A 15,146-nucleotide genomic window follows, 5' to 3' on the forward strand; every position below is an offset into this window, starting at 1 on the left:
GAACGCGGTCGCGGCCAGAACCACTCGTCTCGTTGCGGCAGACACGTCCGCACCGCCGGTCAAGCGGCACGCGCCCCCGCGGACCCGGCACGCACGATGTCGGCGACCGAATCCCCGGTCAGCTCAGCCAGTCTCAGGTATCCGCCGCGCAGTTCGCGGGCGAGTTCCGCGGCCAGCCCGAGCCGGATCATGCCGCGTTCGCAGTCGACGACGATCGAGGTGACGCCGTCCTGCGCGAGCAGCGCGGCCGCGGTCCGGGCACGCGGCAGCGGATCGGCCCCGCCGGTGGCGCGACCGTCGGTGAGCAGCACCAGCATCGGGCGGCGGCGCGGGTCGCGGACCCGTTCGCGCTGAACGATCTCGCGTGCTTTGAGCAAGCCGGCGGCCAGCGGCGTCTTGCCGCCGGTGCGCATCCCGGACAACCGCCGGACCGCGATATCGACGGACGAGGTCGGCGGCAGCACCAGTTCGGCGTCCTGGCCGCGCACGGTGATCACGGCGACCTTGTCGCGCCGCTGATACGCGTCCCGGAGCAATGTCACGACCGCGCCGGTGACGGCGGACAACCGGTCCCTGGCCGCCATCGACCCGGACGCGTCGACCACGAAAACGACCAGATTCCCTTCGCGCCCTTCGCGATACGCGCCCCGCAGATCCTCGGCGACCAGTTTCAGCGGCCCGTCGCCGCGCCCGCGGGCGTGCTGATGCGGCGCGGCGGCGAAGACGGTGCCGAGCAGGTGCAGACCGGTGCCGGTGTCCGAGCTGGGCCGCACGACCCGGCCGTGCCGGGATTCCGCGCGCGAGCGGCGACCGGGCGCGCCTTCACCGATACCGGGCACCTCCCAGCGCGGCGGCGACGCTGCGGCGGAAACCGGTGCGCCGGTACGGCCTTCGCGGGCCGGCCGCCCACCACCGGGACCGTCCGGCGGCGAGCCGGGATCATCGTCGGGGTCCGTCGACTCGTCGCTCGCCGTGGTTTCCGTTGCCTCCGTGCCGGATTCGTCGCGGGGCGGATCACCCGCATCAGGCAGAGCGTCACCGGACTCGAACTCGTCACCAGCACTGGATGTTTCGTCTTCGGTGACCGATTGTTCCGCGTCGTCGCGCGCCACCTCGTCGGCGGCGTCGCGCATCGCGTCGTCGAGCTGCTCTTCGCTGATTCCCGGTTCGTCGAACGGATCGCGCCGGCGACGGTGCGGCAGCGCGAGTTCCGCGGCGACCCGCACGTCTTCTTCGGTCACGACGTCGGCCCCGCGCCACGCGGCGTGGGCGGTCGCGGTACGCGCCACCACCAGGTCGGCCCGCATCCCGTCGACGTCGAAAGCGGCGCACAGCGCGGCGATCCGGCGCAGCTCGGTGTCGTCGAGGCGCACACCGGCCACCCGGTCGCGCGCGCCCAGGATGCGTTCGGCGACAGCGCGATCCGCGGCGGCGTAGCTCGCGGCAAAACCGGCCGGGTCGGCTTCGTAGTCCAGTCGCCGGCGCACCACGGCCATCCGCACGTCCACGTTCCGGGAGGCGGCCACGTCGACGGTGAGCCCGAACCGGTCGAGCAGCTGCGGACGCAGCTCGCCCTCCTCCGGGTTCATCGTGCCGACGAGCACGAATCGGGCCGGATGCGAATGCGAGACGCCGTCGCGCTCGATGTGTACCCGGCCCATGGCCGCGGCGTCGAGCAGCACGTCGACCAGGTGGTCGTGCAGCAGGTTGACCTCGTCCACGTAGAGCACGCCGTGGTGCGCGGCCGCCAGCAGGCCGGGCCGGAAGGCCTGTTCGCCGTCGCGCAGCACCCGCTCCAGATCCAGCGAACCCACCACGCGGTCCTCGGTGGCGCCGACCGGCAGCTCCACCAGCCGCGCGGGCCGTGCGCCGGTCTCGTCCACCACCGGCGGCAGCAGCTGCGCGAGCGCCCGGACGACGGTCGATTTCGCGGTGCCCTTCTCGCCGCGCACCAGCACACCGCCGATGCCGGGGTGCACCGCGCACAGGATCAACGCGAGCTGTAACCGCTCTTGACCGACCACGGCCGAAAACGGGAACCCGGCCTCCCCGTCGGTGGACGACCCGGTCAGCGACCCGGGCGACGACAGTCTTTCGGCATGGGACAACGACACGCCCCAACTCTAGGCCCGCCACCCCGCGCCGCCGACGCTGGCCCACGCCGCGGCGGCCGGAAAGAGATCGAGGCGAGTCGAACGACTCGCCTCGATGGGGTCTAGCCCTTGCGCATCGGCAGGTGCGGGATGCCGTCCTCTTCGAATTCCTCGCCGTCCGGCTTGAATCCGTGCTTGGCGTACATGTCGACCAGGTAGGTCTGCGCGCTCAAGCGCACCGTCGCCGAGCCGACCTCGGCCAGCGCCGCCTGCAGCAGGCGAGTGGTGTAGCCGTGGCCGCGAGCCGGCACCGCGGTGCAGAGGCGGCCGATGCGGAACGTCTTCACACCGTCGACGTGTTCCTCCAGCAAACGCAGGGTCGCGATGACCTCGCCCTCGTCATCGAGCCAGAAGTGCCTGGTCTCCGGCAGCAGGTCGAGGCCGTCCAACTCCGGGTACGCGCACTTCTGTTCGACGACGAAGACTTCTACCCGGAGTTTCAACAGCTGATAGAGGATGGCGGTGTCGAGATCCAACGCCCAGGACCGTTTGAGAGCAACCGTTGACATCATCGCCTGTTGCTATCACAACTAGACGTTTGCCGCGACCCCCGCGTGCTTCGGCGTGTTACCCGAATCACCCGTGAGGTTCAGCGTCTTGGACGTCCAGTCCCACACTTCGCGGAACAACGCCTGGTCCTCGGAGAGCTTGGCGCCCAACGACGGAATCATTTCCTTCAGGCGCGGCGTCCAGCCCGCGTACTCCGCGGGGAAGCAGCGCTGCATGACGTCGAGCATCGCGGTGACACCCGTCGACGCACCCGGCGACGCGCCGAGCAGGCCGGCGATGGACCCGTCCGCGGCGGCGACCACGGCGGTGCCGAATTCGAGCACACCGCCGGCGCCCTTGCGCCGGATCACCTGGACGCGCTGGCCCGCGGTGATCAGCTCCCAGTCCCGGCCGACGGCGCGCGGGATGAACTCCTTGAGCGTGTCCACCTTGCCCGCCTCGGACTTGAGCAGCTCACTGACCAGGTACTTGGTCAGTCCCAGCTCGGTGACGCCCACGCCGAGCAGCGAGAACAGGTTGTTCGGCTTCACCGACTTGAACAGGTCGGTGAGCTTGCCCTCCTTGAGGAACTTCGGTGTCCAGCCGGCGTAGGGGCCGAACAGCAGGCCCGGCGTGCCCTTGATGACGCGAGTGTCCAAGTGCGGCACCGACATCGGCGGCGCGCCGACCGCGGCCTTGCCGTACACCTTGGCCTCGTGCTGCCGGATCAGGTCCGGGTTGGTGCAGCGGAAGAACTGACCGCTCACCGGGAAGCCGCCGAAGCCGTCGATCTCCTTGATGCCGGACTTCTGCAGCAGCGGCAACGCGCCGCCGCCCGCGCCGACGAACACGAATTTGCTGTTGAGCGTGCGGGTTTCGCGGGTGCGCAGGTTGCGCACCTTGACCAGCCAGGACCCGTCGGACTGCTTGGCCAGGTCGCGCACCTCGTGCCCGAACGCCAGATCCGCGCCGGTGCGGCCGAGGTAGGCGAGCAGTTCCTGGGTGAGCGAACCGAAGTCGATATCGGTGCCGCCCTCGGTCCAGTTCAGCGCGACCGGATCGGAGAAGTCGCGCCCGCGCGCCATCAGCGGCAGCCGCCGGGCGAACTCGTCAGGGCTGTCGATGTACTCCATGCCTTCGAACAGCGGGTGCCGCGACAGCGCGTCGTAGCGCTTGCGCAGGTAGTCGACGTTGTCCGCGCCGTGCACGAAGCTCACGTGCGGGATCGGGTTGATGAACGTCGAGGGCTCGCCGAGGATGCCGTTCTCGACCGCGTAGGACCAGAACTGGCGCGACACCTGGAACCGCTCGTTGATGTCGACGGCCTTGGTGATGTCCACCGAGCCGTCGGCGTTCTGCGGGCTGTAGTTCAGCTCGCACAGCGCCGAGTGTCCGGTGCCCGCGTTGTTCCACGGGTCGCTGCTCTCCGCCGACGCGGCGTCGAGCCGCTCGAACAGGGAGATCGACCAGTCGGGCTGCAGCTGCCGCAGCAGCGCGCCGAGGGTGGCACTCATGATGCCGGCACCGATGAGTACTACATCGGTCTTTTCAGTCATCGCAGCGTTCGGCACGGGTAGATCGACTTCCTTGTCCTTCTGCGCGGGCCCACCGGGCGGGTGGACCTGCCTGGGCACGGTACTTACGTGTGATGCCTCGGTTCGGAAACCATGGCGGGGGTTAGGTTACCCGCCGTTCACCTACGTCCAATTGTGCACCTCACCACGCCGATCCCCCGCGCCGAACCCGCCGAATGTGACATAGATTGTGTGTGTGACAAAGGAAACTTCACTTGCCGTTCCCGAGACGCGCACGCAGGCCGACGGGCAGTGGAAAGCCGATGTCCTCGGCGCGAACTACCAGCAGCGCACGCTCTCTTTCGGCGCCGATCCCGACGGTGAGGGCGAGGCCGTGGCCACGCTGGTCCGATACGCCCCGGGCGGCGAGATCGCGGCCACCGCGGGCGCGGTGCTGTACGTGCACGGGTTCACCGACTACTTCTTCCAGGAGCACATCGCCGAGCATTTCGCGGCGCGCGGCTACCAGTTCTACGCACTGGACCTGCGCAAGTGCGGACGCTCGCTGCGGGACGGCCAGACACCGCACTATGTGACCGATCTCGCACTGTATGACGAGGAGTTGAACGAGGCCTTACGCATCGTGCGCGCGGAGACCGGCGCCCCGGTGGTACTCAACGCGCATTCGACCGGCGGACTGATCCTGGCGCTGTGGCTCAACCGGCTCAACAAGGCCCAGGGCACCGCGCAGGCGGGCATCACGGGCTTGGTGCTCAACAGCCCCTGGTTCGATCTGCACGGGCCGTCCTACTACCGGACCGTCGGCACGCCGATCATCAAGGCGGTCGGGCGGTTTCGCAAGATGCTCGAGCTGCCCGCGAGCAAGGCCAGCAGCTACGGCGACAGCCTGCATCACAGCGTCGCGGGCGAGTGGGACTACAACCTGGACTGGAAACCGTTGCAGGGCTTCCCCATCCGGTTCGGCTGGCTGCGCGCGATCCGCAACGGCCACGCCGAATTGCACGGCGGTCTCGACATCGGTGTGCCGTCGCTGATCCTGCGCTCCCGGATGACGAAGTTCGCCCGCAAGTACGGTCCCGCCGTCGACGTGGCCGACGCGGTGCTGGACGTCAAGCAGATTCAGCGCTGGTCCGGCTGCCTCGGCGACCGCACCAACATCGTGCCGATCGACGGTGCGCGCCACGACGTGTTCCTGTCCTCGGCCGAGCCGCGCGCGCACGCCTTCGCCGAACTCGACAGCTGGCTGGATTGGCTTACCGGGTACCTGGCCCAGGCACCCGCCTCGAACGGCTCACCAGGTGCTGGTGCGTAGCACGATCTCGGTGGCCAGCTCGTGGTCGGCCTCGGTCGCCACGTTGCTGACGTCGACGTCGACCACCCGGAATTCGCCGTAGACGAAGCGGCCGGAGGCGTCGGCGACCGACCGGGGCAGGTTCTTGGTCACAAGCACGGTGGTCGGCAGTTCCACCGGTCGCACCGTGGCGTCGGAAACGGTGCCGTCCGCGCCCGGGGCCGCGGGATGCCCGCGATCGGCCACCACCAGGCTGATGAACCGGCCGAATCCGGCCGCACAGGCCCGCCAGGCCAGGTCCGCGCCCGCGCCGCGGGCGGCGACGTTCGCCCAGGGCACCCCGATCTCGTCCAGGATCGCGGTGACGCCCGCCGCGTCGAGCCCCTCGATCGTCTCCGGCACGACGGTGCGCAGATCGGAGTTGTGCAATCGGGCACACACCTGGTCGTAGACGTCCGCCGGGTCACCGAGGTCGGGCAGCAGCAACACGCTGTGCCGGGATTCCGGCCCGTCGACCCGCACGGTCCATGCCCGGTCACCGACCGTGATCTGCCGAGATTTCATGCCGAATCACGCTACACGGCTCAGCTGAACGAAGTCCGGTCTTCGTCGGCCGGGACAGAACCTACGCCAGTAATCGCATCCCGGCCTGCTCGCCCGCGTTGTGGTCGAAGGTGACGGTGAGATCGCAACCCGCCTCCTGGCCCAGCTGCTGGATGAGCGCGTCGGCGAAGTCCGCGCCGTCGGCGGCCCGGCGCAACGCCTGGCGCACGGTGTCGGCCCGCTCGATGACGATCTCGGTGGAGTCCAGCAGGCCGAGCAGCACGTCGGTGACGGCCTCGGGATCCTGCTTGTAGCCGCGGCGCAGCACCCAGTGGATCTCGGCGAGCACGATCATCGTCACGTAGCCGGGCCGGGTCTCGCTGAGCCCGTCGATCACCTGGTTGGCCCGCGCGGACTGCTCCGGGTCGTCCTGGGTGAGGTAGCGGATCAGCACGTTGGCGTCCAGACCGATCATTTCTGCTTGCCTTCCACGATGTTGCCCGTGATGGCCTCGTTCATCTGCACGAGCCCGATCGGCGAGCCGGACCAGCCGACGATTCCCTTGAGCGACTTGATGGTCCGGGTTTCCGGCACCAGTTCGTAGGTGCCGTTCGCGGTCGGCACGAAGGCGACCCGGACCCCCGCCCGCAGCCCCATCGCGACCCGGACGTCGATCGGGATGGTGATCTGCCCCTTGCTGGTCACGGTCGCGGACACCACATTGCCCGATCTGCCGCTGGGTCTCTTGTCTGCTGCCATTTCGCTCACCGACCAAACTTCCGCGCCGAGGACCCGCGCCTTACCCGGGGTCGAATTCCTTACTGAAAGGTAAGGGGCGGGGTTCGCCGCGTCAACAGTTCAGGTCGACGTCGGTGCCGGCGTGCGTGCGCAAGATCGGCAGCCCGGCGGGCGCGCCCGCGGCGATGAGCCGTTCGAGCTGGGCGATATCCAGGTGCTGTTCGATCAGATCGGCCAGCAGATCCAGCTGGCTCGCGCGGACACCGTCGACCGAAGTGTCTTCGGCGGCAACGAAACCCGTTCGGCCCGCGGCGGTGGCGACCGAACGCAGCCAAGCCCGGCGGAACTCGTCCGATTCGAGCAGCCCGTGCAGGTGCGTGCCCCAGAGCGCCCCGCGGACCGAACCTTCCGGCGCACCGTCGAGCCGCAACCAGGCCGGGTCGTCGCTGCGCACCACCTGTCCGTGGTGGATCTCGTAGCCGTGCAGCGGAATTCCCGCGACCTCGGCCGCGTGACCGTGTCCGCTACTGCGGCGCAACACCTTCGGATCAGCGAAGGCGATCTCCAGATCGAACAGGCCGAGTCCCGCCACCGCACCCACACCCGACTCGACCTGGTCCACGATCCGAGTGCCCAGCATCTGGTAGCCGCCACAGATACCGAGGATCGGCCGACCGGCGCGCGCCCGCGCTACGAGCGCATCGGCAAGTCCGTTGCGCCGCAACCATTCCAGATCCGACACGGTTGCCTTGCTGCCCGGCAGCACCACCAGGTCGGCCTCCCCGAGCCGGGAGGGTTCACTCACCCAGCGTACGGAAACCCCGGGCTCGCACGCCAACGCCTCGACGTCGGTGGAGTTGGAGATGCGCGGCAGCCGGATGGCGGCGACCGTCAGCCATTCGGTGCCCACCGGTGGGCGCGGACGGCCGACCGGCGCGTCCGCGACGGTGCTCAGCGAATCCTCGGCGTCGATCCACAGGTCCTCGGCGAACGGCAGCACCCCGAGGGTGGGGCGGCCGGTGAGTTCGGCCAGCCGGTCCAGGCCGGGGCGCAGCAGCTCGACATCGCCACGAAACTTGTTCACCACGAAGCCCGAGATCAATTGCTGGTCTTCGGGTTCCAGGATGGCCACGGTGCCGAACAGGTGCGCGAGCACGCCGCCGCGGTCGATGTCACCGACCAGCAGCACCGGAAGCGACGCGGCCTGCGCGAGCCCCATGTTCGCGAGATCCGTTGCCCGGAGGTTGATTTCGGCGGGCGATCCGGCGCCCTCGGCAATCACTACATCGAATTCCGCTCGCAGCGCGGCGAGTTCGGTCGCGACCACGGCGCGCAGTTCCTGGCGATGCCGGAAGTAGTCGCGCGCACCGACCGTACCGACCGCCTTGCCACGCACCACCAACTGCGAGCGCCGGTCACTGCCCGGCTTCAACAGCACCGGATTGAACCGCACACTCGGCTCCAGGCCGCAGGCCCGGGCCTGCAACGCCTGCGCCCGGCCGATCTCCCCGCCGTCGAGGGTGACCACCGAGTTGTTGGACATGTTCTGCGCCTTGAACGGCGCGACCCGCACCCCGTGCCGCGCCAGCATCCGGCAGATCCCGGCCACCACGACGCTCTTACCCGCGTCCGAGGTCGTGCCCGCGACGAGCAGCGCACCCTTCACCGCGGCCGCGCCCCGAACTCAAGATCTCCGCACCGGATACCAGCACCACCCGACGGTGCGAGCTTCGGACCGGTCCGTCCACTCACGGCAAAGTCAGGATTTCCGCGCCGGTTTCCGTGACCACCAGCGTGTGCTCGAACTGTGCCGTCCACTTGCGGTCCTTGGTGACCACGGTCCAGCCGTCGTTCCAGATCTCGTAGTCGATCCCGCCGAGGTTGATCATCGGCTCGATGGTGAACGTCATGCCCGGCTCGATGATCGACTCGATGGCGGGCTGGTCGTAGTGCAGGATCACCAGGCCGCTGTGGAAGGTGGGGCCGACACCGTGCCCGGTGAAGTCGCGCACCACGCCGTAGCCGAAGCGGTTCGCGTAGGACTCGATCACCCGGCCGATAACGTTCAGCGCCCGCCCGGGCCGGACCGCCTTGATGGCCCGCAGCGTGGCTTCCTCGGTCCGCTCGACGAGCAGGCGCACCTCCTCGTCCACCTCGCCGGCCAGGTAGGTCTTGTTGGTGTCACCGTGCACGCCGTGGATGTAGGCGGTGACGTCGATATTGACGATGTCACCGTCCTCGATCACGGTCGAGTCCGGAATGCCGTGGCAGATCACCTCGTTCAGCGAGGTGCAGCAGGACTTCGGAAAGCCCTTGTAGCCCAGGGTCGACGGGTAGGCGCCGTGGTCGCACATGTACTCGTGTGCGATCCGGTCCAGTTCGTCGGTGGTGACGCCGGGCGCGACGGCCTTGCCCGCTTCTTCCAGAGCCTGCGCCGCGATCTTGCTCGCGATCCGCATCTTCTCGATCGTCTCCGCGGTCTGCACCCAGGGCTCGCGACCCTCGTTGACGGTCTTCTTCCACGCGTATTCGGGGCGCTCGATCGTGCGCGGGACCTCGCGGGTGGGCGAGAGGGTCCCGGGGGTGAGCGGCTTACGAGTGCGGACAGACATGTGAACAGGGTAATCGGCGCGCGGCGGCCGCGCCGACGGCCCTACTGGTCGTGGAACTCCCGCGCGGTCCGTTCGACGACTTCGGCGACCGAGCACACGGCGTGCACGCCGCTGACGGAGTGACCACCGCTGTAGAGATCGCGCCAGGCCTTGGCTCCGTTCGCTTGCGCGAGCAACGTGCCGATGTCGGCAGCGCCGGTGTGGCGGTCGAACTCGAGGCCGGCCGCGTCGAGCGACGGTCGCAGCATGCTGGTGGGCAGGCCGGTCAGGGCCGAGGTGCATACGACGTCGTCCAGCGTGGTCGCGGCGACCATCTGTTTGTGTGCAGCGGGCGCGAGGCTTTCGGTGGTAGCAAGGAATTTCGTGCCCAGATAGGCCAGGTCGGCCCCGAGTGTCAGCGCCGCGCGCAGCGCGACGCCGTCGGCGATGCCGCCCGCGAGCACCACCGGCCCGGCGTAGAACTCGCGGACCGCGCGGACGAAAGCGAACGGGTTGGCCCAGCCGGTCTGGCCGCCCGCACCCGCGGTGAGCAGGATGAGTCCGTCTGCGCCGGCCTCGACAGCCCGCCGGGCATGCCGCAGCGACGCGACATCGGCGAATACCAGGGTCCGGGTCAGCCGCAGCGCATCGATCACCGGTGCGGGCGAGCCGACCGAGGTGATCGCCAGATCGGTGGGCAGTTCCTGAAGCACCGCCAGATCGTCCGCCAGTCGCGGATTGCTTTTGTGCACAATGAGGTTCGCCGCAACCGGCGCGTCGGTCGGCCCGAGCCCGGCCCGGATTTGCCCGAGCCATTCGCCGAGTTGTGCGCTGGTCCGGGCATTCGCGGTGGGGAACGCGCCGATCACGCCCGCCCGGCACGCCGCCAGCACCAGTTCCGGGCCGGACACCAGGAACATCGGCGCGGCGATGATCGGCAGCCGGAGTCTGCGCCGGATTCGATCGAAAGTGCTCATGCACCGAGCCCGTTGCGCTCGGCGGCGCTCTCGGTGCCCGCCAGGATGGTGCGGGCCACCAGCACGGGCTTGTCCCACATCGGCATGTGCCCGCAATCGGGCAGAGACACGATCCGGACGTCGGCGGGCAGCTGATCCAGAAACCGGCTGTCCCCTGCGCGCACCATGCGGTCGTGCGAGCCGAACGCCAGCGTGATGGGCGCGGTGATGTCCTGTCCCCCTTCGAATCTGGAGGTACGGGCGACGTGCAGGGCGCGCCGCAGCGTCGGCGCCGAGGTGCGGAGGTCGTCGAAGAAGTCGACCGCCTCGGCGTAGGTGAAGTTGCGGGGGTGCTTGACCGGGGTCGAGAGCGCGAGCGCACGGAACAGCGACGATCGCAGCAGCACGCGGGCGCGGGTGTGGAACAGCCATGCGCCGAAGGATCCCGCGGCGAACTGCACGCGAGTGCGCAACGGCATGCTCTCGGCCCAGAGACCGGCGGGCCCGATCGCGACGACGCTGCGAGCCAGCCCGTGCTTGGCGGCTTCCAGGGCGATCCATCCGCCCATCGAGTTCCCCGCGATGTCGACCGGCGTGCGCACGCCGAGTCGCGCGAGTTCGGCACCGAGTTCGCGTACCGCCATCGCCAAGTCGAACTCCGCGCCAGCGAGCGGGGGCGTCCGGCCGAAGCCCGGGAAATCGAGCGCGAGCACCCGCCGTTCGGTGGCGAGCAGCTCGATCACCGGCAGCCAGCTGCGCACCGACGAGCCGCCGCCGTGCAACAGCACGAGCGGCCTGCCGGTGCCGGCGTCGACGCGATGCCAACCGGTCATGATGGTCCTCCTTCGTTGTCGGACAAGGGAATCGGTCAAGCGCCGGACACCCGGCTCGAGTGACCGGCCCAGTGCGGTTCTCGCAACTGCTTGCGCAGTAGCTTGCCGACCACGCTCTTGGGCAGCGGCTCGGTGGTCAGCTCGACGCGGCTCGGCTTCTTGTAGGAACCGAGCCGTTCCCGGCACAGTTCGACGAGTTCACTCGCGGTGACCGCGGCCGGATCGGTGACGGTGACCACCGCCATCGGGGTTTCACCCCAGCGCTCGTCCGGTATCCCGAAGACCGCGGCCTCGACCACGGCCGGGTGGTCGGCCAGCACCGTTTCCAGCTCGGCAGGCCAGATGTTGAAGCCGCCGGAGACGATCATGTCCTCGGCGCGGTCCAGCACGTAGAGGAATCCGTTGCGGTCCAGCCGCCCGATATCCCTGGTCCGCACCCAGCCGTCGACCAGCCTGGTCTCGGTCAGCTCCGCGTCGCGCCAGTAGCCGCGCATCTGGCCCTCGACCTTCGCGACGATCTCCCCCGGCTCGCCGACCGGCACGACGTTGCCGTCCTCGTCCCGGATCTGCACCTGGGCGTAGGGCGCCACCCGGCCCGCCGACCGCATCGGCTCGGACCCGTCGACCGTGCCGAACCATTCCTCGGGCGCCATGAACGAGATCGGTACCGCCTCGGTCTGTCCGAAGCCTTGACACAGGGTGTCGCCGAACACTTTTCGACCGAGCAGGGCCGTGGCGTCGGTGATCGGCGCGCCACCGACCAGGATGGTGCGCAGATGCGGCCACTCCCGTTCAGCCGCGGCGGGCTGCCGGGCCAAGGCGGCGAGCAGACTGGGCGAGGCGAACATATGGCTCACCCGCTGCTCGGCCATCATCGCCAGCACCTTGCCCGGCTCGAACGCGCCGAACATCAGGTTGGCCGCCCCCGCCAGCCAGCCAGGAAGGAACAGGTACCCGGACGCGTGCGAGATGGGGCCCGCGTGGCCGACCACGCTGCCCCGGCCCATCCGCTCGACTCCGTACGCCCAGTTCCGGCAGTTCAGCACCCAGTCGTGCTGGCTGTAGGCCACACCCTTCGGCTTGCCGGTGGTGCCGCCGGAGAACCGGATGACGTACCAGGCGTCGGGGTCGATCGGCAAGCGCGGGTCGGTATCGTCCTGCTCGGCCAGCCACTGTTCATAAGTGTTGTCCCGCACAATGATCCGCTCCAAGCAGTCCAGCTGCTCAGGTAGCCCGTGCACCGAGTCGGCGAAGGTCTCGTCGGTCAGCAGGACCTTGGCGTCGGTATTGCCGATCATGTGCGCGTGCGCCGCAGCGGAATTCCGCGGATACAGCGGCACCCGCACCGCGCCGGCGATCGCGCAACCGAGCACGGTGTCCACACAGCCCAGGTTGTTGTCCTCCAAACCGGCGACCCGATCTCCTGGGCGAACACCCAACGCGCGCAAAGCATTCGCCAGTCGCACACCGCGCGTCCACGCTTGCACGAACGTCAACGTGCCCTGCTCGGTGATGATCGCCGTGCGGTCGGCGTTGAGCTCGGCGGCTTGCCGCATGAGCGTGGTCACATCCATCGGTGCCCGGGTCCTTCCGTCGGCTGGAACACCTTCGAGCATCGTCCGAATAGTCCCGTTGCCACCATGGAGCCGTTTCCCGACTTGTCAGCGGCGTCCTTGTAGCCGATTACAAACGGCTCGTCTTACACTGGCCGCATGTCGGGCGTCAGAACCGCGACGGCGAAACGCCGCCTGGTCACCGAGCTGGCCGCACGCGAATCGAAGCTGCTGGACCGTATCGTCGGCACCGCCCGCAGCGAGATCCCGGCGTACGCACGCCTCGGCCCGGACATGTTGCGCCCGCTGACAGCACGGATGATCGAGTCCATGCTGCTGGCCATGGTCGAGGAACGCGGCCCGTCCGGCACCGAGTTACGCGCCTTCCACGAATTCGGCGTCATCCGCGCGGGCCAGGGCATCGCGCTCGCGGAGATGCTCGGCGCGTGGCGGCTGGCGGTGCGAGTGATCCTCGACGAGATGGGCGAGATCGGACGGTCCCATCAGGTCTCGGGCCTCGTGCAACTCGAACTCACCAGGCAGTTGCTCGACATCGTCGACGTGGCCATTCTCGAACTCACCGGCGGCCACCGCGAGGTGGAACTCGCGAACGCGGGCCGCGACCACCAGGCCCGCGCCGACTTCACCCGCGCCGCGCTCACCGGCACCCTCACCCGCGCCGAAATCGGTTTGCGCGCCCAGCAATACAGCCTCGACCTGGAGCACGCGGCCATCCCTTTCCGCGCCCGCCCCACCGCGGAGCACGGCCCGGCCGAGCTACCGCAACTGTTCACCAGGTCCGGCCGGATCGGTTTCGTGACGACCATCGACGGCGACCTCGCCGGATTCATCGATCGGCTCCCGGACGCGCTCCCCGTCCCCACCGGATTCGGTCCGGCCACCCCGATCGACCAACTTCCGACCGGCTTCATCCAGGCCACCCGCGCACTCAACACCGCGGCCGCGTTCGCCCTCTCCGGCGCGCACAGCGTCGCCGATCTCGGCCTGCTGCCGGCCGTCCTCGCCGACACCGAGGTCGGCGACCACCTCGTCCATCGCTACCTCGACCCCCTGCACCGCACCGACAGCCCCGACCTCTACCGCCAGACCCTGCACACCTACCTGGAATCCGGCCTGCACATCGAGACCACCGCCCGCGAACTGGTCGTCCACCCCAACACCGTCCGCTACCGCATCGACCGCTACCAGACCCTCACCGGCCACGACCTCCGCAAACCCACCACCACCCTGGAACTGTGGTGGGCCCTACGCCGCCACCACCTCCGAACCACCACTTTGTAAATCCTCACAAGGACCTGGGGCAGACACACAGACCAGGACGACAGCGCGGAGCCGCTGCGGAATACCTGCGGACCGTGGTCCGTTTAGGGTGGTAGTTGACATCGACACTACCTAGGAAAGAGGGTCCATCGTGGAATTGGGACTCACGACGTTTGCGGAGCTGTACCCCGTCGGCGATCGGCCCGCGCCGAGTGCGGCCGAGCGGTTGCGCCAGGTGGTGGACGAGGCCGTCGCGACCGAGCGGGCCGGGCTCGAGGTGTACGGCGTCGGGGAACACCATCGCAAGGATTTCGCCGCCTCCGCACCCGCGGTGGTGCTGGCGGCGATCGCGGCGCGCACCGAGCAGATCCAGTTGACCAGCGCGGTGACGGTGCTGAGCTCCGACGACCCGGTCCGGGTGTATCAGGATTTCGCGACCCTGGACGGGCTGTCCAACGGTCGCGCCGAGCTGATGGCCGGGCGCGGGTCCTTCACGGAGAGTTTCCCGTTGTTCGGCTACGACCTGAGCGACTACGACGAGCTTTTCGAGGAGAAGCTGGCGCTGCTGCTGCACCTGCGCGAGGACGGTCCGGTGAACTGGAACGGCAAGTTCCGGGCACCGCTGCGCGACGCAATTGTCTACCCGCGCACCGACAATCGGCCACTGCCGGTATGGATCGCGGTCGGCGGTAGCCCGGAGTCGGTGGTCCGCGCCGGCCTGCTCGGCCTGCCGTTGGCCATCGCCATCATCGGCGGCCAGCCCGCCCGGTTCAAGCCGCTGGTCGACCTGTACCACCGCGCACTCGCCGAAGGCGGCCACGACAAGCAGCCCGTCGCGGTGCACGCGCATGGTTATATCGCCGACAGCGACGAGCAGGCCGTCGCCGACTTCTACGAGCCCTACGCGCTCGCGATGAGCACGATCGGCCGCGAACGCGGCTGGGGAGCGATGACCCGCCCCCAGTTCGAGGCCCTGCGCTCGAAGGAAGGCTCACTGTTCGTCGGCACCCCCGACTACGTCGCCGAAAAGATCGCCGATATCCGCGACACCCTCGGCCTGGACCGCTTCATGCTGCACACCAGCGTCGGCACCCTCCCGCACGAAAAGGTCCTGCACAACATCGAATTGCTCGGCGAGAAGGTGGCACCCCAGGTTCGCTGATCCGGAACCAGCACCGAGCCC

Annotated in this window: 14 protein-coding genes; 3 read left to right on the top strand and 11 right to left on the bottom strand. The window is 68.9% G+C overall.

Features of this window, described 5'->3' with window-relative positions; all coding sequences use genetic code 11:
- Positions 1–59: 59 nt before the first annotated feature.
- The 3 genes from O3I_RS30835 to mqo all read right to left on the bottom strand — a co-directional run bounded on the left by O3I_RS30835 (position 60) and on the right by mqo (position 4,198).
- Positions 60–2,072 (bottom strand): magnesium chelatase subunit D family protein, encoded by a 2,013-nt coding sequence (locus O3I_RS30835; RefSeq protein WP_041564598.1) that lies wholly within the window; start codon positions 2,070–2,072, stop codon positions 60–62.
- A gap of 143 nt (positions 2,073–2,215) precedes the next feature.
- Entirely contained in the window at positions 2,216–2,665 is a 450-nt protein-coding gene (locus O3I_RS30840) for a GNAT family N-acetyltransferase (protein ID WP_029895853.1), read from the bottom strand.
- An 18-nt stretch (positions 2,666–2,683) separates the two neighbouring features.
- A complete protein-coding gene (gene mqo, locus O3I_RS30845; protein WP_041562976.1) occupies positions 2,684–4,198 on the bottom strand; it encodes a malate dehydrogenase (quinone) in 1,515 nt (504 codons plus the stop codon).
- A 214-nt stretch (positions 4,199–4,412) separates the two neighbouring features.
- Here mqo and O3I_RS30850 point away from each other — a divergent pair, with 214 nt between their 5' ends.
- Positions 4,413–5,489 (top strand): alpha/beta hydrolase, encoded by a 1,077-nt coding sequence (locus O3I_RS30850; protein WP_014986945.1) that lies wholly within the window; start codon positions 4,413–4,415, stop codon positions 5,487–5,489.
- Here O3I_RS30850 and O3I_RS30855 read toward each other — a convergent pair.
- The 8 genes from O3I_RS30855 to O3I_RS30890 form a co-directional block, all read right to left on the bottom strand.
- Entirely contained in the window at positions 5,469–6,032 is a 564-nt protein-coding gene (locus O3I_RS30855; RefSeq protein ID WP_014986946.1) for a hypothetical protein, read from the bottom strand. The two genes, O3I_RS30850 and O3I_RS30855, sit on opposite strands and share 21 nt — an antisense overlap.
- Positions 6,033–6,093: 61 nt before the next feature.
- Entirely contained in the window at positions 6,094–6,486 is a 393-nt protein-coding gene (locus O3I_RS30860; RefSeq protein WP_014986947.1) for a PIN domain-containing protein, read from the bottom strand.
- A complete protein-coding gene (locus tag O3I_RS30865; protein ID WP_202804890.1) occupies positions 6,483–6,770 on the bottom strand; it encodes an AbrB/MazE/SpoVT family DNA-binding domain-containing protein in 288 nt (95 codons plus the stop codon). The genes O3I_RS30860 and O3I_RS30865 overlap by 4 nt, the downstream gene beginning before the upstream one ends.
- 91 nt (positions 6,771–6,861) lie before the next feature.
- The gene (locus O3I_RS30870; RefSeq protein WP_014986949.1) at positions 6,862–8,415 is read right to left on the bottom strand and encodes a cobyric acid synthase; all 1,554 of its coding nucleotides are present in this window, start codon (positions 8,413–8,415) and stop codon (positions 6,862–6,864) included.
- 82 nt (positions 8,416–8,497) lie between these two features.
- Positions 8,498–9,361: a type I methionyl aminopeptidase gene (gene map / locus O3I_RS30875; protein WP_014986950.1), complete on the bottom strand. Its 864-nt coding sequence runs from the start codon at positions 9,359–9,361 to the stop codon at positions 8,498–8,500.
- A gap of 41 nt (positions 9,362–9,402) precedes the next feature.
- A complete protein-coding gene (locus O3I_RS30880; RefSeq protein ID WP_014986951.1) occupies positions 9,403–10,317 on the bottom strand; it encodes an NAD(P)H-dependent flavin oxidoreductase in 915 nt (304 codons plus the stop codon).
- Positions 10,314–11,129: an alpha/beta fold hydrolase gene (locus tag O3I_RS30885; protein ID WP_014986952.1), complete on the bottom strand. Its 816-nt coding sequence runs from the start codon at positions 11,127–11,129 to the stop codon at positions 10,314–10,316. Before O3I_RS30885 ends, O3I_RS30880 begins: the two co-directional genes overlap by 4 nt.
- Before the next feature lie 35 nt (positions 11,130–11,164).
- Entirely contained in the window at positions 11,165–12,703 is a 1,539-nt protein-coding gene (locus O3I_RS30890) for a class I adenylate-forming enzyme family protein (RefSeq protein ID WP_014986953.1), read from the bottom strand.
- Positions 12,704–12,841: 138 nt separating this feature from the next.
- Here O3I_RS30890 and O3I_RS30895 point away from each other — a divergent pair, with 138 nt between their 5' ends.
- Together O3I_RS30895 and O3I_RS30900 are read left to right on the top strand one after the other, a co-directional pair.
- On the top strand, positions 12,842–13,984 hold the full coding sequence (locus O3I_RS30895) for a PucR family transcriptional regulator (protein ID WP_014986954.1): 1,143 nt from the start codon (positions 12,842–12,844) through the stop codon (positions 13,982–13,984).
- Positions 13,985–14,114: 130 nt separating this feature from the next.
- The gene (locus tag O3I_RS30900; RefSeq protein ID WP_014986955.1) at positions 14,115–15,125 is read left to right on the top strand and encodes an LLM class flavin-dependent oxidoreductase; all 1,011 of its coding nucleotides are present in this window, start codon (positions 14,115–14,117) and stop codon (positions 15,123–15,125) included.
- Positions 15,126–15,146: the final 21 nt, after the last annotated feature.

It is taken from the genome of Nocardia brasiliensis ATCC 700358 (assembly GCF_000250675.2).
Classification (GTDB): domain Bacteria; phylum Actinomycetota; class Actinomycetes; order Mycobacteriales; family Mycobacteriaceae; genus Nocardia; species Nocardia brasiliensis_B.